The sequence below is a fragment of the Mizugakiibacter sp. genome (genome assembly GCF_039680435.1).
Taxonomy (GTDB): domain Bacteria; phylum Pseudomonadota; class Gammaproteobacteria; order Xanthomonadales; family Rhodanobacteraceae; genus Mizugakiibacter.
This window is the reverse complement of record NZ_JBDKSX010000086.1, coordinates 1-23,696: the sequence shown is the minus strand read 5'-3', so window position 1 is coordinate 23,696 and position 23,696 is coordinate 1. Positions and strand designations below refer to the sequence as shown.

Here is a 23,696-nt window from a genome sequence, read left to right as displayed (position 1 = left end):
GCCATGCGCGTCGACGACCTGCTCGCGGAACGGCGCGCCGGCGTGCTGCTGCACCCGACCGCGCTGCCCGGTGCGACCGGCGCCGGCGCGCTGGGCGCGCCGGCGGAGGCGATGCTGGACTTCCTCGCCGCGGCCGGCTGCACGCTCTGGCAGATGCTGCCGGTCGGGCCGGTGCACGCGGACCGCTCGCCGTACCGCGCGCTGTCGCTGTACGCCGGCGGCGAGCACCTGATCGGCACGCGCGCGCTGCGCGGCGAGGCGTGGCTGCGCGCCGGCGCGACGGGCGCCCGCCACGGCGCGCGCCGGCATTTCCTGCGCTTCGCCGCCGAGCGCTTCGCCGCGGCCGCGCCCGCGGCCGAACGCGAGGCGTTCGATGCGTACCGCGCGCGCGAAGCCGACTGGCTGCCGGCATACGCGCTGTTCCGCGTGCTGCGCCGGCTGCACCGCGGCGCGGCGTGGCCGACATGGCCGGCGCCGTGGCGCGACGGTCCGCAAGCGGCATTCGCCGCGCTGCCGGCGCCGCTGCGGCATGCGGTCGAGCGCGAGGCGTTCGCGCAGTTCGTCTTCCATCGGCAGTGGCGGACCTTCAAGCACGCGGCCAACGCCCGCGGCGTGCTGCTGTTCGGCGACCTGCCGATCTACCCGGCCCACGACAGCGCCGACGTGTGGGCGAACCGCCGGCTGTTCCGCGTGGACGCGCGCGGCGCGCCGCTGGAAACCGCGGGCGTGCCGCCGGACGCGTTCGCGCCGCAGGGACAGTGGTGGGGCGCGCCGGTCTACGACTGGGCGCGGATGGCGGCGGAGGATTACGCCTGGTGGGTGCAGCGCGTGCGCGTGCAGGCCGAGCGCTTCGACCTGCTGCGCGTCGACCATTTCCGCGGCTACGAGGCCTACTGGGCGATCCCGGCGCACGCGCGCTCGGCGGCGGAAGGCGACTGGTGTCCCGGTCCCGGCGCGGCACCGTTCCTGCGGCTGCAGGCGCTGCCGCAGCCGCCGGCGCTGGTCGCCGAGGACCTCGGCACGATCACCCCGGCGGTGGAGGCGCTGCGCGACGCGCTGCGCATGCCCGGCACGCGCGTGCTGCAGTTCGCCTTCGACGGCGATCCGCACAATCCGCATCTGCCCGATCGCTACGCCGAAGCCACCGTCGCCTGCACCGGCACCCACGACAACGACACCGCGCTTGGCTGGTGGCGCGGGCTGGACGCCGCCGCGCGAGCGCGCGTGCGCGCGGCGCTCGGCACCTGGACGGAGCCGATGCCGTGGCCGCTGCTGCGGGCGGTGCTGGCGTCGAAGGCGCGCCTCGCCGTGCTGCCGATGCAGGATCTGCTCGGCCTCGACTCGCACGCGCGCTTCAACATCCCGGGCACGGTCGGGCGCAACTGGCGCTGGCGGCTGCGCGCGCCGCTGCTGACGCCCGCGCTGGCCGCGCGCATGCGCGCCGCGCTGCGCGCCGGCGAGCGCTGCGCATGACGGCGCACGCTCACAGCCAGACCATGCGGCCGGTCTCGAGCGGATGCGCCAGCGCCGGGTGGGTCGGATACATGCGGATGCGGTAGCGCAGCAGGCCGCCCAGCGGCGGCGTGAAGTCGAGCGTGAACGCCTGCTCGTCGCCGCTTCCCGGTTCCGGCGCGAACGCGTAGGTCAACGGCGGCTGCTGCGGCGGGGCGTCGTCGCGCTCGAGCACGCATTCCACGGCGACGTCCCGCGCGGTCAATCCGCCGAGCTGGGCGCGCACCCGCAGCGTCACCGCCGCGCCGGTGGCGACGTGGACCGGCGCTGTCGCCGCCCAGCGCAGCGCGACTTTCTCCCAGCATGCCCCGACGCGCGCCCGCCAGGCGGCGAGCGACGCCGCGGCGTCGCCGCCGTCGGCCTCGAGCATGCGCCGATGGCGGCTGCTCGGCAGGTACAGCCGGTCGAGGTAGTCGGCGAGCATGCGGTCGGTGTTGAAGCGCGGCAGCGTGCTCTTCATCGACGCCTTGGCGCGTGCCACCCAGTCTTCCGGCAGGCCGGCGGCGTTGCGGCGGTGGTACAGCGGGACGATCTCGCTCTCGAGCAGGCTGAGCAGCTCTTCCGCCTCCAGCGCGTCGCGCCGGTCCGGCGTGACGTCGTCCATGCGCGGCGTGATCGCCCAGCCGTTGGCGCCGTCGTAGCCCTCCGCCCACCAGCCGTCCAGCACGCTCAGGTTCAGCGCGCCGTTGATCGCCGCCTTCTGGCCGGACGTGCCGCAGGCTTCCTGCGGGAAACTGGGCGTGTTCAGCCAGACGTCGACGCCGGAAACCAGCCTGCGCGCCAGCGCGATGTCGTAGCCCTCGACGAAGAACACCGAGCCCAGCAGCGGCGGTTCGCCGGCCAGCGCGTTGATCGTGTGGATGATGGCCTGGCCTTCGCCGTCGTGTGGGTGCGCCTTGCCGGCGCACACCAGCACCACCGGGCGCTGCGGATCGGTCAGCAGCCGGCCCAGCCGCTGCAGGTCGCGGAAGATCAGCAGCGGCCGCTTGTAGGCGGTGATGCGGCGCGCGAAGCCGATCACCAGGGCCGTGCTGTGGTCGGCGGAGAGCATGCGCCGCATCAGGTCGATGCGGGAGCGGCTGTACAGCGCGCGCCGGTACTGCCGCTCCAGCACGCAGGCGACGTACTCGAGCATGTCGCACTTGAGCGACTGGCGCAGGCCCCAGAAGCGGTGGCTCGGGATCGAATCGACCGTGCGCGCCCAGTAGCCCTTGTCGCGCAGCTTCGAGCGCCAGTCGGGGTGCTGTTCGTCGAACAGGTCGCTCCACTCGCGGGCGAGGAACGTCGGCACGTGGATGCCGTTGGTGACGTGCACCAGCGGCAGTTCGGCGGGATCGAGCTGCGGCCAGATGTGGGCGAACATGCGGGCGGCGACGTCGCGGTGCACGCGGCTGACGCCGTTGTGGTGGCGCGAGCCGCGCAGGGCCAGCGTGGTGACGTCGAATTCGTCCGTGTGCGGCGACGACGCGCCCAGCGCCAGCAATTGCTCGATGCCGATGCCGAGCTGTCCCGCCATCGGGGCCAGGTAGTGCGCGGCCAGGGCGTGCGCGAAGCGGTCGTGGCCGGCGGCGACCGGCGTGTGCGTGGTGAACACCACCGATGCGGCGACCAGTTCCAGCGCGGCGGCAAAGTCGAGCCCGGTCGCCACCGCCTCGCGGCACAGTTCGAGGACCATGAAGGCGGGATGCCCCTCGTTGAGGTGCCACACCGTCGGCCACACGCCGAGCGCGCGCAGCGCGCGTACGCCGCCGATGCCGAGCACCAGCTCCTGCGCGATGCGGGTGTCGCGGTCGCCGCCATAGAGCTGGAACGTGATCGCGCGGTCGGCCGGCGCGTTTTCCGCGACGTCCGTGTCCAGCAGCAGCAGGCGCACCCGGCCGATCACCGCCTGCCACACGCAGGCATGGACTTCGCGTCCGCCCAGCGGCACGGACACGCGCACGGGCTGTCCGGCCGCGTCCAGCGCCGGCGCTACCGGCAGCTCGGACGGGTCCGTCGGGTGGAGGTGGGTTTCCTGGCGGCCGTCGCGGCCGATGGTCTGCACGAAGTAGCCCACGCGGTACATCAGCCCGACCGCGGTGAACGCCACGCCCGCGTCGCTGGCGGCCTTGCAGAAGTCGCCGGCCAGGATGCCGAGCCCGCCCGAATACAGGTGCAGGCTCTCGTGCACGCCGTATTCCATGCAGAAATAGGCGATGTGCTCGTGCGCGGCTTCCGCGCCCAGGCCGGGCGCGGGCGCCTGCGGCTCGCGGTAGGCGTCGCAGCGGATCAGCACCTCCCGGTAGTCCTTCAGGAAGTCGGAATCGTGCGCGCACGCCTGCAGGCGCGCCTGGTCGACGCGGCGCAGGAACAGCTTGGGGTTGTGGCTGCAGCGCTCCCACAACTGCGGATCGAGCTGGTAGAACAGCCGGCGCACGCGGCGGTCCCAGCTGTACAGCAGGTTTCCCGCGAGTTCGTCCAGCCGCGCCAGCTCGGGCGGCAGGGTCGGGCGCACTTCCAGCGGGAACGCGGTTCCGCTCAACGGCATGCTCCCGTCTGCCGCGGACCTGCGTCGCCGCGCCACGGAGGCGCCGTGGCGCGGCGGCGGGTCATTCGACGACGAACGTGACCTTCATCTCGAGGCGCCATTCCTTGACCCGGCCGTCGGGCTCGGTGCAGACCTTGATGTCGCTGACCCAGGCGCCGCGCAGGTTGCTGACCGTCTTCGCCACCTTGAGCAGGCCGGACTGGATCGCATCCTCGATGCCCTTGCTCGACGACGCGCTGATTTCGATGACCTTGGCGATGTCGCTCATGACCGTATCCTCGTGCGCAATGGAGCGGACGATTTCTAGCAACCGGGGCCGGGAGCGGGCTTGAGGTGGATCAACATCGACGGGGAGGCGCGCGGACGCGGCTGTTACGCACCGTTACGCGGCGTGACCGGGGCGTGATGCCCCCATGCGGCTCGGCGACTAGGTTGAGGCTGTAATCCTCTCCCCCACGAGAAGCTCCCATGACTGTGCATCCCTCGCTCGATCTCGCCTCCGCCCGCAACCTGGCCGGCGCCACCTTGCAGCGCAGCGCGCTGGGCCGCTGCCTGGCCGACTTCTCCGCACAGGCGACGCTGCGCGTCGTGCGCCTGCAGAAGGGCGAGCACATCGTGCATGCGGGCGACGCGTTCGAGTCGCTGTTCCTGCTGTCCAGCGGTTCGGCCAAGGCGCTGCGGGTCGGCATCGACGGCCGCGAGCAGGTCACGCGCTTCTATTTCGGCGAGGATCTGCTCGGCCTGGACGCACTCGATGCCGAGGTGCATCCGACCTCGATCCGCGCACTCGAGTACAGCGTGGCGATCGAGGTTCCGCTGCGCCGGCTGGAGCGCATGGGCATCGACGTGCGCGCGCTCAACGCGGCGCTGATCCGCAAGCTGGCGCACGAGATCCAGCACGAGCAGATGACCATGCTGCTGCTCGGCTCGACCACCGCCGAGGAGCGCCTGGCGGCGTTCCTGCTCGACCTCGGCCGGCGCTACGCTGCGCGCGGCTATTCCGGCACCGAGTACGTGCTGAAGATGACGCGCGAGGACATCGCCAGCTACCTCGGCCTCAAGCTGGAGACGATCAGCCGCGGGCTGAGCCGCTTCAACCGCGAAGGCACCGTGCAGGTGGAGGGCCGCCACATCAGCATCCGCGACCGCGAGCGCCTGGGGCGGGCCGCGGCGTGGGCGGCCTGAGCGCAGTCGCGCTCAGCCGGCGGCGCGCCGCGCGAGCGCGGCGCCGATCACGGCCGCGAGCTGGTCGCGCGTGAACGGCTTGGCCAGCAGGTTCGCCACCGCCGGGTGGTCGCCGAGGCGCGCGGTCAGCGAGGCGGCGTAGCCGGAGGTGAGCAGCACGGGCAGGTCCGGGCGGCGCTCGTGCAGCTCGTCGGCGAAGTCGATGCCGTTGCCGTCGCCGCCCAGCGCGACGTCGCTGAACACCACGGCGATGTCGCTGCGGCGTTCCAGCTCGGCGTGCGCGGCGGCCACCGAGTCGACCGCCACGGGGCGGTAGCCGAGATCCTCCAGCAGCAGGGCCGTGGTGTCGCGCACCGCGTCGTCGTCCTCGACCACCAGCACGCATTCGCCGCGCCCGCGCGCGGCCGCGGCGCGCGTGGCGGCTGCGCCATCCGTGCCGGCCACCGGAAAGAACAGGTTGACGCGCGTGCCCGCGCCGGACGAGCTGTGCAGCGTCATGCAGCCGCCGATCTGGTTCATCAGCGAGCGCACCAGCACCAGTCCGAGCCCGGTGCCGCGCCCGGGATCCTTGGTGGTGAAGAACGGCTCGAACGCGCGGCGCCGGACCTCCTCGGCCATGCCGGCGCCGGTGTCGGCGACCGCCAGCGCGACGAATTCGCCGGGCCTGAACTGGGCCGCGTGCTCCGGGTCCGGCGCCGCGTCCAGGCGGGCGACCGCGGCGCCGATCGTCAGCGTGCCGCCGTTCGACATGGCATCCCGCGCGTTGGTGGCCAGATTGATGACGCAGGCGTCCAGCACCGACGGGTCGAGCGCGACCGCGGGCAGGTCGGGCGGCACGTCGAGCAGCACGTCGATGCGCTTGCCGACCGTGCGCGTCAGCACCTCGACCAGTTCCGGCAGCAGTTGCTGGAGGCGGCAGGAGGCGACCCGCGCCGGCTGCTTGTGCGCCAGCATCAGCAGGCGCTTGGTCAGCTCGCCGCCGCGCCGGGTGGCGCGAACCGCCGCGTGCACCAGCTTTTCCATCGACGCGTCGCCGCGCACGCGCTCGCCGAGGATTTCCAGATTGCCGGAGAGGATGCTGAGCAGGTTGTTGAACTCGTGGGCGATGCCGCCGCTGAGCTGGCCGAGCGCCTCCATCCGGGTCGCGGCGACCAGCAACTGGTCCGACTGGCTGCGCGCCAGCGCGCGGGCGAGCAGGTGGGCCACGCTTTGCGCCACGTAGATGTCGTCGCCGCTGAACAGAGCGTCGCGGGGGCGGGTGATCGCCAGCGCCCCGAGGATGCCGGTGTGCGCGCGCAGCGACAGCGTCAGCTCGATGCCGTCGGCGTCGTTGTGCAGGCGCATCGCGACCGGCGGCGCGGCCGCCGCCGCGGCGTCGGTTTCGTCCTGCAGCAGGGCAGCCGCCTGCGGCAGGACGGACAGGTCCACCCACATGGGCGCGCTGTCCGCGTCGGTGTCGCAGGCGATGCGCACCAGCCGCGAATGGTGGCCCGGCCCGAATTCGATCACGCGGATGCGCCGGGCGGCCAGCACCTCGCGCGCGGCGTACGCCGTCACCCGGCATGCCGAGTCGAAGGACGGGCTGCGCAGGGTCTGCTCCCACAGCGCCAGCAGCATTTCCTGCTGGCGCAGGCGGCGATGGTTCTCCTCCGCCCGCAGCTTCGCGCCGATGTCGCGCACCGAAGCGACCACGTAGGGCGCGCCGCCGATCGTCACCGTGTTCAGGCTGACCTCGACCGGCACCTCGGTGCCGTCGCGGCGCAGCCCGCGCAGCTCCCCGTCCGCGCCCATCGGACCGCGCTGCGGGTTGCGCACGTACTCGAGCCGATGCCTGCGGTGCGCCTCGGCCCGCCGCTGCGGGACGACGGTTTCGATCGGCCGGCCCAGAATCGCGTCCGCGGGGTAGCCGAACAGCTTCTCGGCTTCCGCGTTCCAGTAGTGGATGGTGCCTTCGGTGTCGACGATCAGCATCGCGTCGGGCGCCGAGTCGAGCACCTGGCGCAGCACCACCAGGCTGCCGAAGGCGGTCGCGAAGGGTACCGGCGGCGCGGACGCGTTCAGGGCAGGCGCTCGACGTTGGCGGAGAACCAGTAGCCCTGGCTGCGCACGGTCTTGATCAGTTGCGGCGCGGCGGGATCGGTCTCGATCTTGCGCCGCAGGCGGCCGATCTGCATGTCGACGCTGCGGTCGAAGGGACCGCCGTCGCGGCCGCGCGTCCACTCGAGGATCTGGTCGCGCGAGAGCAGCCGGTTCGGGTGGTAGAGGAACACTTCCAGCATCTGCAGCTCGCCGCTGGTCAGTTCCACGGTAGTGCCGTCGCGCGCCTGCAGGCGGCGCTGCCGCGGATAGAACGCAAAGCCGCTGAAGCGCATGCAGGGCTCGTCGACCGTCGTGCGCGCCTGCTGCGCGCGGCGCAGCACCGAGCGCGCGCGCGCGTAGAGTTCGGCCAGCTCGAACGGCTTGGTGACGTAGTCGTCGGCGCCGAGCTCCAGCGCCAGCACCTTGTCGACCGTGTCGGCGCGGCCGCTGAGGATGATGATCGGCACGCTCGTGGTGCGGCGCAGCTCGCGGGCGAGGTCGATGCCGTCTTCGCCCGGCAGGCCGAGGTCGAGCAGCACCAGGTCGACCCTGCGCTCGCCCATGATGCGGCGCAGGTCGCTGCCGGAGTGCCCGGTAAGTACCTGCGTCCGGCGTTGTCCGAAATAAGCCTCGACCAGGTCGACGATGTCGACCTCGTCATCGATGACCGCTATCGTCGGGATTGATTCGGTGGGCGATTCGCTGGCGCGTTTCACGATGGCCCTCCGGGGGATCCTTCCGCCGAATGACCTTCATCATGGCACCACCGGAGGGGGGTTATCCAGCCGGCAGCCGGCAGGGGTCCGGCGGCAGCGCGCCGACCACCAGCACCGGGATGCTCCCGTACACCAGCGTCGATTCGGTCTCGCCGCCCGGCGACATGCTGGCGCCCTGGTCGCCGTCGCCGTTGCCCATCACGATCAGGTCGCAGTCGCAGCGCAGCGCCTGCTGCAGCAGCGCCCGGTGAGGCTCGGCGGCGAATTCCAGCACCGAGCGGCACGCCACGCCGCGCGCCCTGGCGGCATCGGCCAGGCCCGCCACGGCGCGCTGCGCCGCGGCCATGACCGCCGACTCGTAGGCGCTGCGGGTGGGCAGGTCGCGCGCCGGCCGGCTGTCGCCGAACACGTGGTCGTAGCCGGACAGCACCTGCATCACGGTCAGGTCGCCGCCCAGCGAGGAGGCGATCTCGAGGGCGGTGTTAAATCCCCGTTGCGACGAGGCGGACCCGTCGAAGCCCACCAGAATGTGCTTGAACATGGGTGCCGTGTGGGCGGGGGAATGTTGCTTTTACGTTAGCCGCGCGGGGCTGCGGCAAGTTGACCCACGTCAACAGTCCGACGACGGCGCGCCGGCGACGCGCCGCGGGGCGGGGCGTCCGGCCCGGCCGGTCCTTCCCTTGACGGCCATCAACACCACCACGGCATGCGTCGCCGAACATCCTGCGCAGCGATGAGGAAACCATGCATGCAGACCCCACGGCCGGCCGCCGGTGCGGAACGTTCGGCGCTGTCCGCGCTGCTGGAACCGCGCGCCGTCGCCATCGTCGGCGCTTCCGAACGCGAGGCCGCGGTCGGCGCCGCGGTGTATCGCAACCTCGCGGGGAGCGGCTACGCGGGCGAGGTGTTCCTGGTGAATCCGCGCCATGCGCAGCTCTACGGGCGGCCCTGCTACCCGGATCTGCAGGCGCTGCCGCGGCCGGTCGACCTCGCGGTGATCGCCGTGCCCGCCGCCGCCGTCGAGCGGGTCGTGGACGACTGCGCGCGTGCGCGCGTCGCCGCGGCCGCCGTGCTCAGCGGCGGCTTCGCCGAAAGCGACGACGCCGGCCGCGAGCGCCAGGCGCGCGTGCTGCGCACCGCGCGCGAGGGCGGGGTGCGCCTGCTGGGGCCGAACAGCTTCGGCGTGGTGCGGCCGCGGCTCGGCCTGAACGCGACCTTCGCGGTGGCGCGGCCGCCGCCGGGCGGGCTGGCGCTGGTGGCGCAATCCGGCGCGTTGTGCGCCGCGCTGATGGACTGGGCCGAGGGCGGCCGCGTCGGCCTGTCGGCGGTGGTGGCGCTGGGTGCGGCGGCGGACATCGGCTTCGGCGAGACGATCGATTTCCTGACCGACGATCCGCTCACCCGCGCGATCGTGCTCTACGTCGAGGGCGTCAACGACGCGCGCCGCTTCGTGTCCGCGCTGCGCCGCGCCGCCTGCATCAAGCCGGTGGTGGCGATGAAGGCGGGGCGGCACGCCGAGGGCGAGCGCGCGATCAGCAGCCACACCGCGGCGCTGCTCGGCGACGACGCGGTGTTCGACGCCGCGCTGCGCCGCTGCGGCGTGCCGCGCCTGCATTCGCTGGCCGAGCTGTACGCGGTCGCCGGCGCGCTGGCGCGGCTGGACCTGCCCGCGGGCCGGCGCTTCGTCGTAATCAGCAACGGTGGCGGCCCGGCGGCGCTCGCCGCCGACGCGGCGCGCGATTACGGCCTGGCGATGGCGGAGCTGTCGGCGGAAGCGCAGCGCGCGTTGCGCCGGCGCCTGCCGGCGGCGGCCGCAGTGGCCAACCCGGTCGACGTGCTGGGCGACGCCGGTGCCGAACGCTTCGCCGCCGCGCTGGACACGGTGCTGGCCGACCCGGCCGTCGACGGCGCGGCCGCCCTGTACGTGCCGCTGCGCGGCGACGATCCCGCCGAGATCGCCGACGTGCTGGCCGACGCGGCGGCCCATCATGCCAAGCCCGTGGTCGGCGCCTGGCTGGGCGATGCCCACGTTGCCGCCGCACACGAGCGCTGCGAAGCGCTGGGCGTCGCGCACGTGCGCCAGCCGGAAGAAGCGATGGCGGCGCTGGCCGCGCTGGCCGCGTTTGCCCGACCGCACCGGGTGGCGGAGCCAGCGCCGGCTGCGCCCGAGACGCCGCCGCAGCCGGACCTCAGCGCGGCCCTGGCCATCCGCCAACGCGCGATCGAGGAAGAACGCACGCAGCTCTACACCCACGAGGCGCACGCGCTGCTCGCCGCGTTCGGCATCGCCACGCCGGCGTGCGCGACGGCGTCGTCGGCGGAGGAGGCGGTGCAGGCCGCGCGCACGCTGGGCTATCCGGTGGCACTCAAGCTGGAATCGCCCGACGTGGTGCACAAGAGCGACGTCGGCGGCGTGCAATTGAACCTCGCCGATGCAGACGCCGTGCGCGGCGCCTTCGAACGCCTGCTGGCGATCTCCATACCGCGCATCCCCGAGCCGCGCATCGCCGGCGTGATGGTGCAGCCGATGCTGCGCCTCGCCCACGGCCGTGAGCTGATGGCCGGTGTGGCGACCGACCCCGCGTTCGGCCGCGTGCTCTGCTTCGGCGCCGGCGGCGTGGCCGTGCAGCGGCTGCACGACGTGGCCTTCGCGTTGCCGCCGCTGGACCGGGCATCGACCGCGGACCTGATCGCGCGCACGCGCATCGCCGCGCTGCTGGGCGCCTACCGCAACGTGCCGGCGATCGACGCCGACGCGCTGACCGGGATGCTGCTGCGCCTGTCCGACCTGGTGTGCGCGCTGCCGTGGGTGCGCGAGCTCGACATCAATCCGCTGCTGGCCGGCGCGCAGGGCTGCATCGCGCTGGACGCGCGCGTGGTGATCGACCCGGCCGCGCCGACCGCGACGGGCGCCTATCCGCATCTCGCCGTGCATCCCTATCCGCACGACTGGGTCCGCGAAGTCGTGCTGGCCGACGGCACGCGCTGCCTGTTGCGCCCGCTGCTGCCGCGCGACGCGGCGCCCGTGCGCGCGCTGCTGGAAGCGGGGCCGGAACGCGACTGGCTGCCCGCCGGGGGCGAGCGGCTGTGGACCTGCCCGCGCGCGATCGACTACGAGCGCGACATGGGCTTCGTGCTGCTGCGGCACGGCGCGGACGCGGCGCCGTTCGCGGTGGCGCGCTACGCGCTGGGCACGACGCCGGGCGCGGCGGAGTTCGCGCTGGCGGTCGCGCCCGACTGCCGGCGCCGCGGCGCCGGCCGCGCGCTGCTGGGCGTCTTGCGCGACTACGCCCTCGCGCGCGGCTGCGCCCGCCTCGTCGGCCACGTCGACGCGCGCGACGCGGCGACGCAGCAGTGGGCGCGCCGGGTCGGCGCGCAGGTCATGCCGCCGGCCGATGCCGCCGCGCGCGCGGTGCGGATCGCCTTCGTCGCCGGCTGAAGCGTTCAGGCGGCGCCGCCGCGGCGCATCGACGCGCGGCGGGCGCGCGGCCCAAGCAGGTCGCCGAGGTGGACGCAGAGCTGCTCGGGCGTCTTGCCGGTGAGGTTGCGCCGGACCTCGGCGGCGACGAGGTTCAACACGTTCTTGTCGGCCACGCCGTGCAGCGCGCCGAGAAAGCGCGGCGGCGCGACCAGCACCAGCTTGTCGTAACGGTGCTGCACGCGGCCCTGCTCGAGCGCGTCGTGCAGGCGGCGCGCGAAGCGTTCGGCGATCTTGGCTTCGGGCGTGGTGTGCGGCTCGATCGCGTGCCGCACGCCGCCGACGCTCTCGATGGCGCGCGTCGGCCGGGTGTCGCCGCGCGATCCGGACGGCGCGCGCCCTTCCGGATTGACGAACGACTCGATTTCGGCGAGCGCGACGTCGCCGCCGTCCAGCTCGAACAGGCGCGCGCGCACGCGGTCGGCCACCAGAACCCATGTCTTGCCCATCGTCCCGCCCTCGTTCGTGCGGCCGCCCTGCCGCTCAGCGGCAGGTGTAGCCGCCGTCGATCACCAGTTCGGCGCCGGTGACGAAACGCGCTTCGTCCGCGGCCAGATAGACTGCGCCCCAGGCGATGTCGTCGGCCTCGCCCATGTGGCCGAGCGGGTGCAGCGCATCGGTCTCGCGACGGTGCTGTTCGAGGTCGCCGCCCTGGCCGCGCAGGTGCTGCTCGACCATCGGCGTCCAGATGAAACCCGGATGGATCGAGTTCACGCGGATCCTGTCCGCCGCGTACAGCAGCGCGTCGGTCTTGCTCATCAGCCGCACCGCGCCCTTCGACGCGTGGTAGGGCGGCACGTCCGGCGCGCCGACCAGCCCGTAGATCGAGGACAGGTTGACGATGCTGCCGCCGCCGGCGTCGCGCAGGTGCGGAATGGCGTGCTTGGTGCAGAAGAAAACGCCCTTCACGTTCACCGCCTGCACGCGATCCCATTCGGCCTCGGTCAGCTCGTGCGTGGGCTTGTCGGCGCCGGCGATGCCGGCGTTGTTGACCAGCACGTCGATGCGTCCGAACGCTTCGGCGGCCGCGTTCATCAGCGCCGCGACCTCGGCCTCGATCGCCACGTCGCAGTGGAAGTAGCGCACGTCGAGGCCCTTCGCGCGCAGCGCCGCCGCGTGGTCGCGGCCCTGCGCGTCGAGCATGTCCGCCATCGCCACGCGCGCGCCTTCCTCGGCCATGCGCCGCACGCAGGCGAGGCCGATGCCCTGCGCGCCGCCGGTCACAACCGCCACCTTGCCCGCGAGCCTGTCCACGTCGCCGCTCCTCTGCCTGCGCGCCGGCCTGCCGCATCTGTCGCGATGCGCCCTCGCCACGCAGCGTAGGCGCACGCGCCGCGTCGAGTTTGACGTGTATCAAGGAGCGCCGACCGCATCGAGACTGTGCTAGCTGCACGCGGCGCCACGCCGCGCAAACGCCGCTACGACCGGGGCACACCGCGATGGAGCGACCGACGCCGCTGCTGCCGTTCCGCGACCGCGCCGACGCCGCGAGGCAGCTCGCGCAGGCGCTCGACGCCTGTCGCGGCCAGCATCCGCTGGTGCTGGCGATCCCGCGCGGCGCGGTGCCGATGGGGCGCATCCTCGCCGACGCGCTGCAAGGCGATCTCGACGTGGTGCTGGTGCGCAAGCTGGGCGCACCGGGCAATCCCGAGTTCGCGGTCGGCGCGATCGACGAGCGCGGCACCGTCTGGCTGGCGCCGCACGCCGCGCGCAGCGGCGCCGACCCGGCCTACGTCGAGCGCGAGAGCGCACGCCAGTTGGCGCTGATCCGCGAACGGCGCGCGCGCTATCGCGGCGGCGCGCCGTCGCTGGACGCCGCCGGGCGCATCGCGATCGTGGTCGACGACGGCCTGGCCACCGGCGCGACCATGGCGGCGGCGCTGCGCGCGGTGCGCGCGCAGGGTCCGGCGCGCCTGATATGCGCGGTCCCCGTCGCCGCGCCCGAGAGCCTCGCCGGCGTCGGGCATCTGGCCGACGAAGTCGTGTGCCTGGCGCAACCGCCGGATTTCTACGCGGTCGGCGCCTACTACCTGCATTTCCCGTCGATCGACGACGACATGGTCGCCGCGCTGCTGGCGCGCCCGCTGCGCGCAGTGCCAGCCGACGAACCCGCGCAGGCGAGGGCGGTGCGCGTCCCCACCGATGGCGTCGTCCTCGAGGGCGACCTGCGCGTGCCGGCGCAGCCGCGCGGGCTGGTGCTGTTCGCGCACGGCAGCGGCAGCAGCCGGCACAGCCCGCGCAACCGCAGCGTGGCCGAGGTGCTGAACGCCGCCGGCATCGCCACGCTGCTGCTCGATCTGCTCACGCCCGGCGAGGACCGCGATCGCGCCATGCGCTTCGACATTCCGCTGCTGACCGCGCGGTTGGGTGCGGCGCTGGCCTGGGCGCGCGCCGAACCGACCCTGCGCGCGCTGCCGCTGGGGCTGTTCGGCGCGAGCACGGGCGCGGCGGCGGCGCTGGCGACCGCCGCCACGCATGTCGCCGCGGTCGCCGCGGTGGTCTCGCGCGGCGGCCGCCCCGATCTCGCCAGCGCGCAGGCGCTGGCCGCCGTGCGCGCGCCTACGCTGCTGATCGTCGGCGCGGCCGATGTCGAGGTGCTGGCGCTCAACCGGCAGGCGCTCGCCCGCCTGCAGGCGCCGGCCGAGCTGGTCGTGGTGCCGGGCGCGACGCATCTGTTCGAGGAGCCAGGAACGCTGGCCGCCGTGGCGCGCCAGGCGGCGGCGTGGTTCGGCCGCTGGTTCGCGGCGTGAACGCGGCCGCGCCGGCCTTACGGATGGCGCGGCGTGCGCACGTCGGGGCTTTCCGGCCGGCGCGCCGGCGGTGCGATCATCGCCGCCGCGCGCAGGAAGCCGGCGAAGCGCTCCAGTGCCGCGTAGTGCGTCTCGCCGGCGATGTCGTGGTCGAGGAACGCCTCGCAGTGCACCGGCTCGAGGCCGAGCGCGTCGCGCATGTCGTCGAACGCGCGTTCCGCGCCGCGCCCGCCCAGGGTGCAGAAGAACGCCGCCTGGCGAATCGCACCGCGGTGTGCATGCAGGTAGCTGCGCACCGGGCTGGAGACGTGGCCGAACCATACCGGCGTGCCGATCACGACCAGGTCGTAGCGCAGCGGGTCGTGGCGTTCCGGCAGCAGCTCCGGCATGACGCCGCGCCGCGCCTCCAGCGCCGAACGCAGGTAGCCGCGGATGCCCTGTCGCTGGCTGGTTTCCTCGATCGGTGCGAGATCGGCGTCGAGCCGCGCGGCGAGCGCCTCGGCGACGCCGCGGGTGATGCCGCTGCGGCTGTAGTAAGCGACCAGGATGCGCATTGCGGCGGCCCTCCGGCGGAACGCCGCATCATCCTGGCGCAACGCATGCGGGTGGGCTTGACGCACGTCAACGATCCGCGTCGCGCCGGACGTGCGCGCGGCGGTGCCGCATGAACGACGCCCGCGACCGGCCCGTCGCGGCCTGCATCGATGCGCCCCTCGACGAGGTCTGGCGCACGCTGGCGTCCGCGCCGCAGGGGCTGGCCGCGGAGGAAGCCGCGCACCGCGCGGCGCGCTACGGCCCGAACGAAGCGGCGCCGCGCCGGCGCGGCGCCGCGGCGCTGGCGCTGCTGGCCTTCCTCGGCAATCCGCTGGTGCTGATCCTGCTGCTCGCCGCGGCGGTGTCGGCGCTGCTGCGCGAGTTCGCCGGGGCGTCGATCATCGCCGTGATCGTGACCATGAGCGTGGCGCTGAACTTCGTGCTGAGCTATCGCTCGCAGCGCGCCGCGGAACGCCTGCGCGACGAGATCGCGCCGACCGCCAGCGTGCGCCGCGACGGCGCCTGGCGCGAGTTGCCGCGCCGCGAGCTGGTGCCGGGCGACGTGATCCGGCTGGGCGCGGGCGACCGCGTGCCGGCGGACGCGCGGCTGTTCGATGCGCGCAGCCTGTACGTGCAGCAGGCCGCGCTGACCGGCGAGTCCGCGCCGGTGGAGAAGGCGCCAGACGACCGGCCTCGGCCCGCGACGGTGCTGGCCGAGGCGCGCCACGTGGTGCTGCTCGGCACCTCGGTGGTGAGCGGTACCGCACAGGCGGTGGTGTTCGCCACCGGCCGCGCCACCGCGTTCGGCGACGTCGCGGCGCTGCTGTCGGCGCGGCCGCCCGAAACCGAGTTCGAGCGCGGGCTGGCCAATTTCGCCAGCCTGATCATGCGCACGGTGGTGTTCCTGCTGCTGAGCGCGCTGCTGATCGGCGTGGCGCGCGGGCGCGACCCGCTGGAGTCGCTGATGTTCGCGGTCGCACTCGCGGTCGGGCTGACCCCGGAGTTCCTGCCGATGATCGTCACGGTGACGCTGGCGCGCGGCGCGGTGCGCATGGCGCGGCAGCGGGTGATCGTGAAACATCTCGCCGCGATCGAGGACTTCGGCAGCATGCAGTTGCTGCTGTGCGACAAGACCGCCACCCTGACCACCGGCGAGACGCGCGTCGAGGCGGGCATCGACGCGGACGGCCAGCCGAGCGCGCGGCTGCTCGATCTCGCCTACCTCAACAGCCTGTACGAAAGCGGCATCCGCAGCCCGTTCGACAGCGCGATCCTGGCGCACGGCGACGCGTCCCGCGTCGCCGGCTACGCCCGGATCGACGAGATACCGTTCGACTTCGAGCGGCGCCGGCTGTCGGTGGTGGCGGTGCGCGACGGCGCCCGCGTGCTGGTGACCAAGGGGGCGCCGGCGCAGGTGCTGGAACGCTGCGCCTGGCACGAACGCGGCGAGCGGCGCGAGCCGATGGACGCCGCGCTGCGCTCGCGCTGCCTGCGCCTGGCCGCGGACTGCGGCCAGCGCGGCCGGCGCGGGCTCGCGGTGGCCTGGCGCGAGGTGCCGGCGCAGCCGGCCTACCGGGGCGAGGACGAAATCGACCTGGTGTTCGCCGGCTTCGTCACCTTCACCGACCCGCTGGTGCCGGGCATCGCCGCGACCCTGGCCGCGCTGCGCCGCGACGGCGTGCACCTGAAAATCCTCAGCGGCGACGACGCGCCGCTGGTGCAGCGGGTGTGCGCGCAGGTGGGGCTGGGCGACCATCCGGTGGTGACCGGCGCCGGGATCGACCGCCTCGGCGACGCCGCGCTCGGCCACCTGGCGGAACGCACGACCGCATTCGCGCGCGTGTCGCCGGCGCAGAAGCATCGCATCCTGCTGGCGCTGAAGGCGCGCGGCCACGTGATCGGCTTCCTCGGCGACGGCGTCAACGACGCGCCGTCGCTGCACGCGGCGGACGTCGGCATCTCGGTCGCCAACGCGGTCGACGTGGCCAAGGACAGCGCCGACATCGTGCTGCGCGAACGCGACCTCGGCGTGTTGCACGACGGCGTGCTGGAAGGCCGGCGCGCGTTCGCCAACGTCATGAAGTACCTGCTGATGGCGACCAGCTCCAACTTCGGCAACATGTTCAGCATGGCGGTGGGCGTGCTGTTCCTGCCGTTCCTGCCGATGACGCCGGTGCAGATCCTGCTCAACAACTTCCTCTACGACATCGCCCAGACCACGCTGCCGACCGACGCGGTGGACGCCGCCGCGGTGCGCAAACCGCAGCGCTGGAATGTCGCGCAGATCCGCAACTTCATGCTGGCGATCGGCCCGATCAGCTCGCTGTACGACTTCCTCACGTTCTACGTGCTGCTCGTGGTGTTCGGCGCCTCGGCGGCGCTGTTCCAGGCCGGCTGGTTCGTCGAGTCGCTGACCACGCAGACGCTGGTGGTGTTCGTGATCCGCACGCTGGGCAACCCGCTGCGCAGCCGGCCCAGCACGACGCTGGTGCTGGCCAGCGTCGGCGTGACCTGCCTCGCCTGGCTGCTGCCGTTCACGCCGCTGGCGGCGTTGCTCGGCTTCGAGCGGCCGCCGGCTGCCTACTACGCGTTCGTGCTGGCCGCGGCTGCGACCTACCTCGCGCTGGTCGCGGCGGTGCGCCGCCGCGTGCTCGCCTGGCGTTCGTCGCCGCCGCGTCGCCGCTGAAGGACGCCGGTATTGACGGACATCAACATCCCCCGCGCGGGAGCGCCTAGCCTGACCGGCAGGCTCCGCATGCGCCGCGCGCGCAGAGGTGTTGCATGAAACTGACGCTCAGCGTGATCAAGGCCGACATCGGCTCGATCGGCGGCCATATCCGTCCGTCGCAGGCGCTGCTCGACGCGGTGCGCACGCGCATCGGCGCGCATCGCAACAACCTGTTGCTGGACGCGCGGGTCAGCGCCACCGGCGACGACATCGCGATCCTGATGACGCACCGCCACGGCGTCGGCGATCCGGCGGTGCACAAGCTCGCCTGGGACGCGTTCCGCGGCGGCACCGACGTCGCGCGCCGGCAGGGCCTGTACGGCGCCGGCCAGGACCTGCTGAAGGACGCCTTTTCCGGCAACGTGCGCGGCATGGGGCCGGCGGTCGCGGAGATGGAGTTCGAGGAGCGCCCGGCCGAGCCGTTCCTGTTCTTCGCCGCCGACAAGACCGACCCGGGCGCGTTCAACCTGCCGCTGTACCTGGCGTTCGCCGATCCGATGAACACGCCGGGCCTGCTGCTGTCGCCGGAGCTGTCGCAGGGCTTCCGCTTCGTGATCATGGACGTCGGCCACACCGAGGGCGACCGCGTGATCGAGCTGAACGCGCCCGAGGACCTGTACCGCATCGCCGCGCTGCTGCGCGACACCGAACGCTACGTCGTGGAGTCGGTGTGGTCGCGCGCGACCGGCGAGCAGGCCGCTGCGGCATGCACCACGCGCCTGCACAACATCGCCGGCAAGTACACCGGCAAGGACGACCCGGTGATGCTGGTGCGCGTGCAGAAGAATTTCCCCGCCACCGGCGAGGTGCTGGCGCCGTATGCGATCGGCGCGCTGGTCGCCGGCGGCATGCGCGGTTCGCACAACATGCCGCTGATGCCGGTGCCGCTGGAGTCCGGCGTGAGCTATTTTGACGGCCCGCCGATCGTGAGCTGCGCGGCGATGTGCGTGCACGACGGCCGCCTGACCGAGCCCGAGGACGCGTTCGCGCACCCGTTCTGGGACCGCGTGCGCGACCAGGTGGCGGCGAAGGCGGTCGAGATCCGCCGCCAGGGCTTCTTCGGCGCGGCGATGCTGCCGATGGCCGAGCTCGAGTACACCGGCGTCACCGCGATGCTGGCCGAACTCGAGCCGCGCTTCGTGCTGCGCGCGGAAAAACCGTCCGCGCCGGCGGTGGCGCGCGCCGGATGAGCCGCCGCCGCGCGTGATGGCGGCGCGGCATCACAGCGCGCCTGCCGGCATCACGAAACCCGCGGCGCCCGCATCGGGTTCGCCGATGTGCGCCAGCAGGAAGGCGCGCGCCTCGGCCTGCAGGCGCAGGGCTTCGCGCCACGGTTCCACGCCCGGCCGCGGGCGCAGCGCCGCACCGAACTCGACCGCCAGCGCGCCACGGCGCGGAAACCAGTCGTCGCCGCGCATCAGCGCGCGCGTGCCGACCAGCGCCACCGGCACGACCGGCAGGCCGGCATCCGCCGCGGCGATGAACGCACCCATGTGGAACGGCAGCAGGCCGGGCATGCGCCGGAACGTGCCTTCGGGAAAGAACAGGAAATCGCGCCGGCCGCTGGCGGCCTGGTGGACGACCTCGATGCAGCGCAGCGGGTCGAGGCGGGCGACGAACACCGCGCCGAAGCGGGCGAGCAGGGGGCCGAGCAGGGGCCGCCGCTGCAGTTCGGCCTTGGCGACGAAGGCGACCGGGCGCGGCAGCGCGCGCACCAGCAGCAGCACGTCGACATAGCTGGCATGGTTGGCGACGAAAATGCACGGGCCGTCCGGCAGCGCCGCCGGCATGCGTATCGCCAGCGGCACGCGGACCGCGCGGCGCAGCCCCTCCAGCAGGAATCGCACCGCATGCCAACGGGCCGGCAGGCCGGTCCGCGCCAGCGTGGCCAGGGCGGCGGGCACGGCCATCAGGCCGAACAGCGCCCACGCGTAGCCGGCGTAGGCGAGGGCGCGCGCGCGCCGCATGCGGCGGCGCAGGTTTTCCGCCACGCCGCGCAGCAGCACGCGGACGAGCAGCTGGCGACGCGCGACGCCCAGGCGGCCGCCCTCGTAGGCCGAGCGGCACGCGGCGCGGCGCAGCTTGCCGCTCGAGGTCTTGAGGATCGCGCCGGGCGCGGCGAGCACCACCTCGTCCGCCGGCTCGCCGGCGATCTCCGCGACCGCGGCCTGGATGCGCGCCTGCAGGGCGTCCCGCGCCGCGCGGTCGTCGAGCCGCGTCTCCGCCACCACCACCAGCCGTTCGGTGCCGGTGGGCGCCGCGTAGGTCCCGAACGCGGCGACGCGCCCGCGCCGCACGTCGGCCAGGTCGCCGACCCGCTGCTCGATCGCCTGCGGATGCAGGTGGCGGCCGGCGCGGATGATCAGGTCCTTGACGCGGCCGGTGACGTACAGCTCGCCGGCGTGGACGAAACCGAGATCGCCGGTATCCCGCCATTCGCCATGCAGGAAGCCGCGCGTGGCGGCCTCCGCGCGGTAGTAACCACGGCTGGCCGACGGCCCCTGGAACTGCACGGCGCCCTGGCGGTCGTCGGGAAGCTCGCGGTCGCCTTCGTCGACGATGCGGACTTCGTGGTCGGGCAGCGGCAGCCCGCAGGAGACGAAGTCCAGCGACGCCTGCGCGGGATCGGTTTCGGGTACCGCCACGGCGTCTTCGAGCAGGCGGTCGCGGTCGACGCGCAGCACGCGCGTCGCGCGGCCGGGCGGCGGGAACGTCAGCCCGAGCGTGTTCTCGGCGAGGCCGTAGACCGGATAGAGCGCCTCGCCGCGCAGGCCGAACGGCGCGAGGCGCGCGGCGAAGCGCGCCAGCGTTTCGGGAAACACCGGCTCGGCGCCGCAGAACGCCAGGCGCCAGCGGCGCAGGTCGAGGCCGTGCAGTTCGTCGTCGCCGATGCGGTGCAGGCACAGCTCCAGCGCGAAGTTCGGCGCGGCCGACAGCGTGGCGCGGTAGCGGTGCATCGCCCACAGCCAGCGTTGCGGCCGCAGCAGGAAGGTCTGCGGCGGCATCAGCACCAGCGGCGTGCCGTAGTAGAGGCTGCCGAGCCATGCGCCGATCAGGCCCATGTCGTGGTACAGCGGCAGCCAGCTCACGAAGCAGTCGTCCGCGGACATGCCGACCACGTCGCCCATCGCGCGCAGGTTGGCGAGGATGTTGGCGTGGCTGAGCATCACGCCCTTGGGATCGGCGGTGCTGCCCGAGGTGTACTGCAGCAGCGCGAGGTCGTCGGCACGCATGCCCGGCATCTCGACGGCGGGCGCGTCCGTGCCCAGCATCTTCACCGTGAGCACGTGCTCGACCGGCCCGGTCAGGCCGCGGATCAGGTGGCGGTGCGCGAGCAGCGCCGCGTCGGCGATCAGCACGCGCGCCATGCAGTTGCGCAGGATGCCCGCCTGGCGGCGCCAGTAGTCGGCGAGGTCGGCGGGCCGCGCCGGCGGGTACAGCGGCACCGGGACGCCGCCGGCCAGCAGCACGCCGAAGAACGCGACCAGCAGGTCCGGATGCGTCGGCAGCATCAGCGCGACCGGCTCGGCCGGCGCGATGCGCAGCTTCTGCAGGCCGGCGGCCACCTGCAGCGCGGCGCGCTGCAGCGCGCCGAAGCTCAGCTCGGCGCCGTCGACGTCGCCGCCCTCGAAGCGCACGTGCAGGCGCTGCGGGTGGCGGGCGGCATGCCAGGCGAGGACTTCGGCCAGCGTGCGCGCAGCGTCGGGCAGGTCGAGCGCCTCCGCGCGCAGTTCCGTCGCGGCGGCGAGCACCACCCCGGCTTCGCGCGGCGTCGCGCCGGCGAGCGCCTGCAGCAGTTCGGCCGGCGTCGCGGCGGCGAGGCCTTCGCGCTCGCGCAGCACCACGCCCAGGCGCTGTTCGAGCCTGGCCAGCAGTTCGATGCGCGCGAGGCTGTCCAGGCCGAGTTCGCGGTCGAGGCGCGTGTCCGGGTGCAGCCGTGGCGGCCCGGTCGCCTGCGGATGCAGTTCGCGATGCAGGCGCAGGAGTTCCTCGTGCAGCACGCGCTCGCGCTCCGACACCGCGCGCTGCGTTGGATCACGTTCGGCCACGGCGATCGCCTCGTGCGCCGATAGTTAACGGACTGCGCGGCCTGCCGGCTTGATGCACGTCAACGCCGCGCCCGGACGCCGCGACCGGCCTTCCGCGGCGGATGTTGATCGAGGTCAGGTCGATCTCGCGGTGGGGACGGACACTGCATGCGAGACGGCAATCGGGCGGACATCGCGGATGGCCATGCCAGCATCATCGCGGAGGGCCGCGACGGCTCCGGCCGTGCCGCGCGCGCGCCGATGAACGTCGGTGCGCCGGCGCGCAAGTGGGTGGTCGCCGTCGTCCTGCTCGGCCTGCTCGCCCTCGCGCTCGGCGCGGGCGCGTGGCTGTGGCGGCGCGACCGGGCCGGCACGCACGTCTACCGGACCGCGCAGGCGGGCTATGCCGACATCGAGCAGACGATCTCGGCCAACGGCACGCTGAATCCGGTGACGCTGGTCAACGTCGGCACGCAGGTGTCGGGCACGGTCAGGCGGCTGTATGCGGACTACAACGACCGCGTGCAGGCCGGCCAGGTGCTGCTGGAACTCGACCCGTCGATCTACCGAGCGCAGCTCGAACAGAGCGAGGGCAATCTCGCCAACGCGCGCGCGTCGCTGGCGCTGGCCGTCGCCAACGAGGCGCGCGCGCGGGCGGTTTTCCAGAAGTCCTACCTGTCGCGCCAGGATTACCAGCAGGTCCTGCAGACCCTGCACGCGGCGCAGGCGCAGGTGCGGACGGCGCAGGGCCAGGTCGACCTGAGCCGCACCAACCTGGGCTACACGGTGATCCGTTCGCCGGTGGCGGGCGTGGTGGTGGAGCGCGCGGTCGACGTCGGCCAGACCGTGGCGGCGAGCTTCCAGACGCCGACGCTGTTCCGCATCGCGCAGGACCTGAAGGACATGCAGATCGATTCGAGCTTCGCCGAGGCCGACATCGGCCGCATCCGCGCCGGGCAGCCGGTGCGGTTCAGCGTGGACGCCTTCCCGGATCGCGAGTTCGCCGCGCAGGTGCGGCAGGTGCGGCTGAACCCGACCACGCTGCAGAACGTCGTCACCTACGACGTGGTGATCGGCGTTTCCAATCCCGAAGAGATCCTGATGCCGGGCATGACCGCCTACGTCAACGTCATCGTCGCGCGGCGCGCGCACGTGCTCGCGGTTCCGCTCGCCGCGCTGCGGTTCGTGCCGCAGGCGGTGGCGGATGCACAGGCGGAATCCGCGCAGGTGGGGCAGGGCGGCGCGGCGGTCTACGTCGTCGCCGACGAAAGCCTGCGCCGGGTGCCGGTCGCCGTGGGCATCAGCAACGGCACGCTGGCCGAGGTGGACGGCGGGGCGCTGCGCGCGGGCGATCGCGTCGTGGTCGGCGAGGTGCAGGCGGCCGGCCGCGCGGGCCCGGCTACCAGCACGATCCGGCTGCGGGTGTTCTGATGGCCGCGCCGCCGCTGATCCGGCTGGAGGCGCTGCGCAAGAGCTTCGCCACCGCGGCGGGGCCGGTGAGCGTGCTCAACGGCATCGACCTCGACGTCGATGCCGGCGAAACGCTGGCGGTGATGGGGCCGTCCGGCTCCGGAAAATCGACGCTGATGAACATCCTCGGCTGCCTCGACGTGCCCAGCAGCGGGCGCTACCTGCTGGACGGCCGCGACGTCGGCGGGCTGGACGGCGACGAGCGCGCGCGCCTGCGCAACGCGTTCATCGGCTTCGTGTTCCAGGGGTTCCACCTGCTGCCGCGCGTCAACCTGCTGGACAACGTCGCGCTGCCGCTGCTGTACGCACGGGTGAAGGCCCGCGAGCGCTACGCGCGCGCGGCGACCGCGCTCGAGCGCGTCGGGCTGAAGGGCTTCGAGGCCTATCTGCCCGCGCGCGTCTCGGGCGGGCAGCAGCAGCGCGTCGCCATCGCGCGCGCACTGGTCAACCGGCCGCGGCTGATCCTGGCCGACGAGCCGACCGGCAACCTCGATTCCGCCACCAGCCACGAGATCATGCGCCTGTTCGGCAGCCTCAACGCCAGCGACGGCATCACCCTGGTGCTGGTCACCCACGAGGCGGACATCGCCGCCTACGCGCGGCGGCTGATCCAGATGGTGGACGGGCGCATCACGACGATGCGCACGCGCCCGGCGACGCAGGCGGCATCATGATCGGGGCGCTGCTCG

17 protein-coding genes are annotated in these 23,696 nt (G+C 73.4%); 8 read left to right on the top strand and 9 right to left on the bottom strand.

The features are described 5' to 3' along the window. Positions 1-3 precede the first annotated feature (3 nt). Positions 4-1,473: a 4-alpha-glucanotransferase gene (gene malQ, locus ABFC67_RS09260; RefSeq protein ID WP_346737723.1), complete on the top strand. Its 1,470-nt coding sequence runs from the start codon at positions 4-6 to the stop codon at positions 1,471-1,473. A gap of 10 nt (positions 1,474-1,483) precedes the next feature. Here the strand turns inward: malQ and glgP are convergent, their stop codons facing one another. After that, positions 1,484-4,033: an alpha-glucan family phosphorylase gene (gene glgP, locus ABFC67_RS09255; RefSeq protein ID WP_346737722.1), complete on the bottom strand. Its 2,550-nt coding sequence runs from the start codon at positions 4,031-4,033 to the stop codon at positions 1,484-1,486. 67 nt (positions 4,034-4,100) lie between these two features. After that, on the bottom strand, positions 4,101-4,307 hold the full coding sequence (locus ABFC67_RS09250; RefSeq protein WP_346737721.1) for a dodecin family protein: 207 nt from the start codon (positions 4,305-4,307) through the stop codon (positions 4,101-4,103). A gap of 200 nt (positions 4,308-4,507) precedes the next feature. Between ABFC67_RS09250 and ABFC67_RS09245 the strand changes: the two genes are divergently transcribed. Then, the gene (locus tag ABFC67_RS09245; protein WP_346737720.1) at positions 4,508-5,224 is read left to right on the top strand and encodes a helix-turn-helix domain-containing protein; all 717 of its coding nucleotides are present in this window, start codon (positions 4,508-4,510) and stop codon (positions 5,222-5,224) included. 12 nt (positions 5,225-5,236) lie between these two features. On the opposite strand, the gene ABFC67_RS09240 is transcribed toward ABFC67_RS09245, so the two are convergent. The 3 genes from ABFC67_RS09240 to ABFC67_RS09230 form a co-directional block, all read right to left on the bottom strand. Beyond that, a complete protein-coding gene (locus ABFC67_RS09240) occupies positions 5,237-7,234 on the bottom strand; it encodes a PAS domain S-box protein (protein WP_346737719.1) in 1,998 nt (665 codons plus the stop codon). Between the two features lie 47 nt (positions 7,235-7,281). After that, positions 7,282-8,019: a response regulator transcription factor gene (locus ABFC67_RS09235; protein ID WP_346737718.1), complete on the bottom strand. Its 738-nt coding sequence runs from the start codon at positions 8,017-8,019 to the stop codon at positions 7,282-7,284. A gap of 61 nt (positions 8,020-8,080) precedes the next feature. Then, entirely contained in the window at positions 8,081-8,560 is a 480-nt protein-coding gene (locus ABFC67_RS09230) for a universal stress protein (protein ID WP_346737716.1), read from the bottom strand. A gap of 207 nt (positions 8,561-8,767) precedes the next feature. On the opposite strand from ABFC67_RS09230, the gene ABFC67_RS09225 reads away from it, so the two are divergent. Continuing rightward, positions 8,768-11,458 carry a bifunctional acetate--CoA ligase family protein/GNAT family N-acetyltransferase gene (locus ABFC67_RS09225; RefSeq protein WP_346737715.1) on the top strand — a complete coding sequence of 897 codons (2,691 nt, stop codon included), beginning with the start codon at positions 8,768-8,770 and terminating at the stop codon, positions 11,456-11,458. A gap of 5 nt (positions 11,459-11,463) precedes the next feature. Here ABFC67_RS09225 and ABFC67_RS09220 read toward each other — a convergent pair whose 3' ends face one another. Both ABFC67_RS09220 and ABFC67_RS09215 read right to left on the bottom strand, forming a co-directional pair. Further along, on the bottom strand, positions 11,464-11,946 hold the full coding sequence (locus tag ABFC67_RS09220; RefSeq protein WP_346737714.1) for a host attachment protein: 483 nt from the start codon (positions 11,944-11,946) through the stop codon (positions 11,464-11,466). A 34-nt stretch (positions 11,947-11,980) separates the two neighbouring features. Further along, on the bottom strand, positions 11,981-12,751 hold the full coding sequence (locus ABFC67_RS09215; protein WP_346737713.1) for a glucose 1-dehydrogenase: 771 nt from the start codon (positions 12,749-12,751) through the stop codon (positions 11,981-11,983). A gap of 185 nt (positions 12,752-12,936) precedes the next feature. On the opposite strand from ABFC67_RS09215, the gene ABFC67_RS09210 reads away from it, so the two are divergent. After that, positions 12,937-14,247: a phosphoribosyltransferase family protein gene (locus ABFC67_RS09210; protein ID WP_346737712.1), complete on the top strand. Its 1,311-nt coding sequence runs from the start codon at positions 12,937-12,939 to the stop codon at positions 14,245-14,247. Between the two features lie 17 nt (positions 14,248-14,264). On the opposite strand, the gene ABFC67_RS09205 is transcribed toward ABFC67_RS09210, so the two are convergent. Next, positions 14,265-14,801, bottom strand: a complete 537-nt coding sequence (locus tag ABFC67_RS09205) for a flavodoxin (protein WP_346737710.1) — start codon at positions 14,799-14,801, stop codon at positions 14,265-14,267. Between the two features lie 110 nt (positions 14,802-14,911). Between ABFC67_RS09205 and mgtA the strand changes: the two genes are divergently transcribed. Beyond that, a complete protein-coding gene (gene mgtA / locus ABFC67_RS09200; protein WP_346737709.1) occupies positions 14,912-17,467 on the top strand; it encodes a magnesium-translocating P-type ATPase in 2,556 nt (851 codons plus the stop codon). 95 nt (positions 17,468-17,562) lie between these two features. After that, positions 17,563-18,699: a fructose-1,6-bisphosphate aldolase/phosphatase gene (gene fbp / locus ABFC67_RS09195; RefSeq protein WP_346737708.1), complete on the top strand. Its 1,137-nt coding sequence runs from the start codon at positions 17,563-17,565 to the stop codon at positions 18,697-18,699. Positions 18,700-18,729: 30 nt separating this feature from the next. Here the strand turns inward: fbp and ABFC67_RS09190 are convergent, their stop codons facing one another. After that, positions 18,730-21,558 (bottom strand): AMP-binding protein, encoded by a 2,829-nt coding sequence (locus ABFC67_RS09190; protein ID WP_346737707.1) that lies wholly within the window; start codon positions 21,556-21,558, stop codon positions 18,730-18,732. Between the two features lie 147 nt (positions 21,559-21,705). Here ABFC67_RS09190 and ABFC67_RS09185 point away from each other — a divergent pair, with 147 nt between their 5' ends. Together ABFC67_RS09185 and ABFC67_RS09180 are read left to right on the top strand one after the other, a co-directional pair. Beyond that, positions 21,706-22,968: an efflux RND transporter periplasmic adaptor subunit gene (locus ABFC67_RS09185; RefSeq protein WP_346737706.1), complete on the top strand. Its 1,263-nt coding sequence runs from the start codon at positions 21,706-21,708 to the stop codon at positions 22,966-22,968. Then, complete coding sequence (locus tag ABFC67_RS09180; protein WP_346737705.1) at positions 22,968-23,681, top strand: ABC transporter ATP-binding protein; 714 nt, start codon at positions 22,968-22,970, stop codon at positions 23,679-23,681. The genes ABFC67_RS09185 and ABFC67_RS09180 overlap by 1 nt, the downstream gene beginning before the upstream one ends. Positions 23,682-23,696 lie beyond the last annotated feature (15 nt).

Bases quoted from the DNA above. Each gene is read 5' to 3' on its own strand.
- malQ (WP_346737723.1), top strand. From the start codon at position 4: ATGCGCGTCGACGACCTGCTCGCGGAACGGCGCGCCGGCGTGCTGCTG.
- ABFC67_RS09250 (WP_346737721.1), bottom strand. From the start codon at position 4,307: ATGAGCGACATCGCCAAGGTCATCGAAATCAGCGCGTCGTCGAGCAAG.
- ABFC67_RS09245 (WP_346737720.1), top strand. From the start codon at position 4,508: ATGACTGTGCATCCCTCGCTCGATCTCGCCTCCGCCCGCAACCTGGCC.
- ABFC67_RS09230 (WP_346737716.1), bottom strand. From the start codon at position 8,560: ATGTTCAAGCACATTCTGGTGGGCTTCGACGGGTCCGCCTCGTCGCAA.
- ABFC67_RS09225 (WP_346737715.1), top strand. From the start codon at position 8,768: ATGCAGACCCCACGGCCGGCCGCCGGTGCGGAACGTTCGGCGCTGTCC.
- ABFC67_RS09220 (WP_346737714.1), bottom strand. From the start codon at position 11,946: ATGGGCAAGACATGGGTTCTGGTGGCCGACCGCGTGCGCGCGCGCCTG.
- ABFC67_RS09210 (WP_346737712.1), top strand. From the start codon at position 12,937: ATGGAGCGACCGACGCCGCTGCTGCCGTTCCGCGACCGCGCCGACGCC.
- ABFC67_RS09205 (WP_346737710.1), bottom strand. From the start codon at position 14,801: ATGCGCATCCTGGTCGCTTACTACAGCCGCAGCGGCATCACCCGCGGC.
- mgtA (WP_346737709.1), top strand. From the start codon at position 14,912: ATGAACGACGCCCGCGACCGGCCCGTCGCGGCCTGCATCGATGCGCCC.
- fbp (WP_346737708.1), top strand. From the start codon at position 17,563: ATGAAACTGACGCTCAGCGTGATCAAGGCCGACATCGGCTCGATCGGC.
- ABFC67_RS09185 (WP_346737706.1), top strand. From the start codon at position 21,706: ATGCGAGACGGCAATCGGGCGGACATCGCGGATGGCCATGCCAGCATC.
- ABFC67_RS09180 (WP_346737705.1), top strand. From the start codon at position 22,968: ATGGCCGCGCCGCCGCTGATCCGGCTGGAGGCGCTGCGCAAGAGCTTC.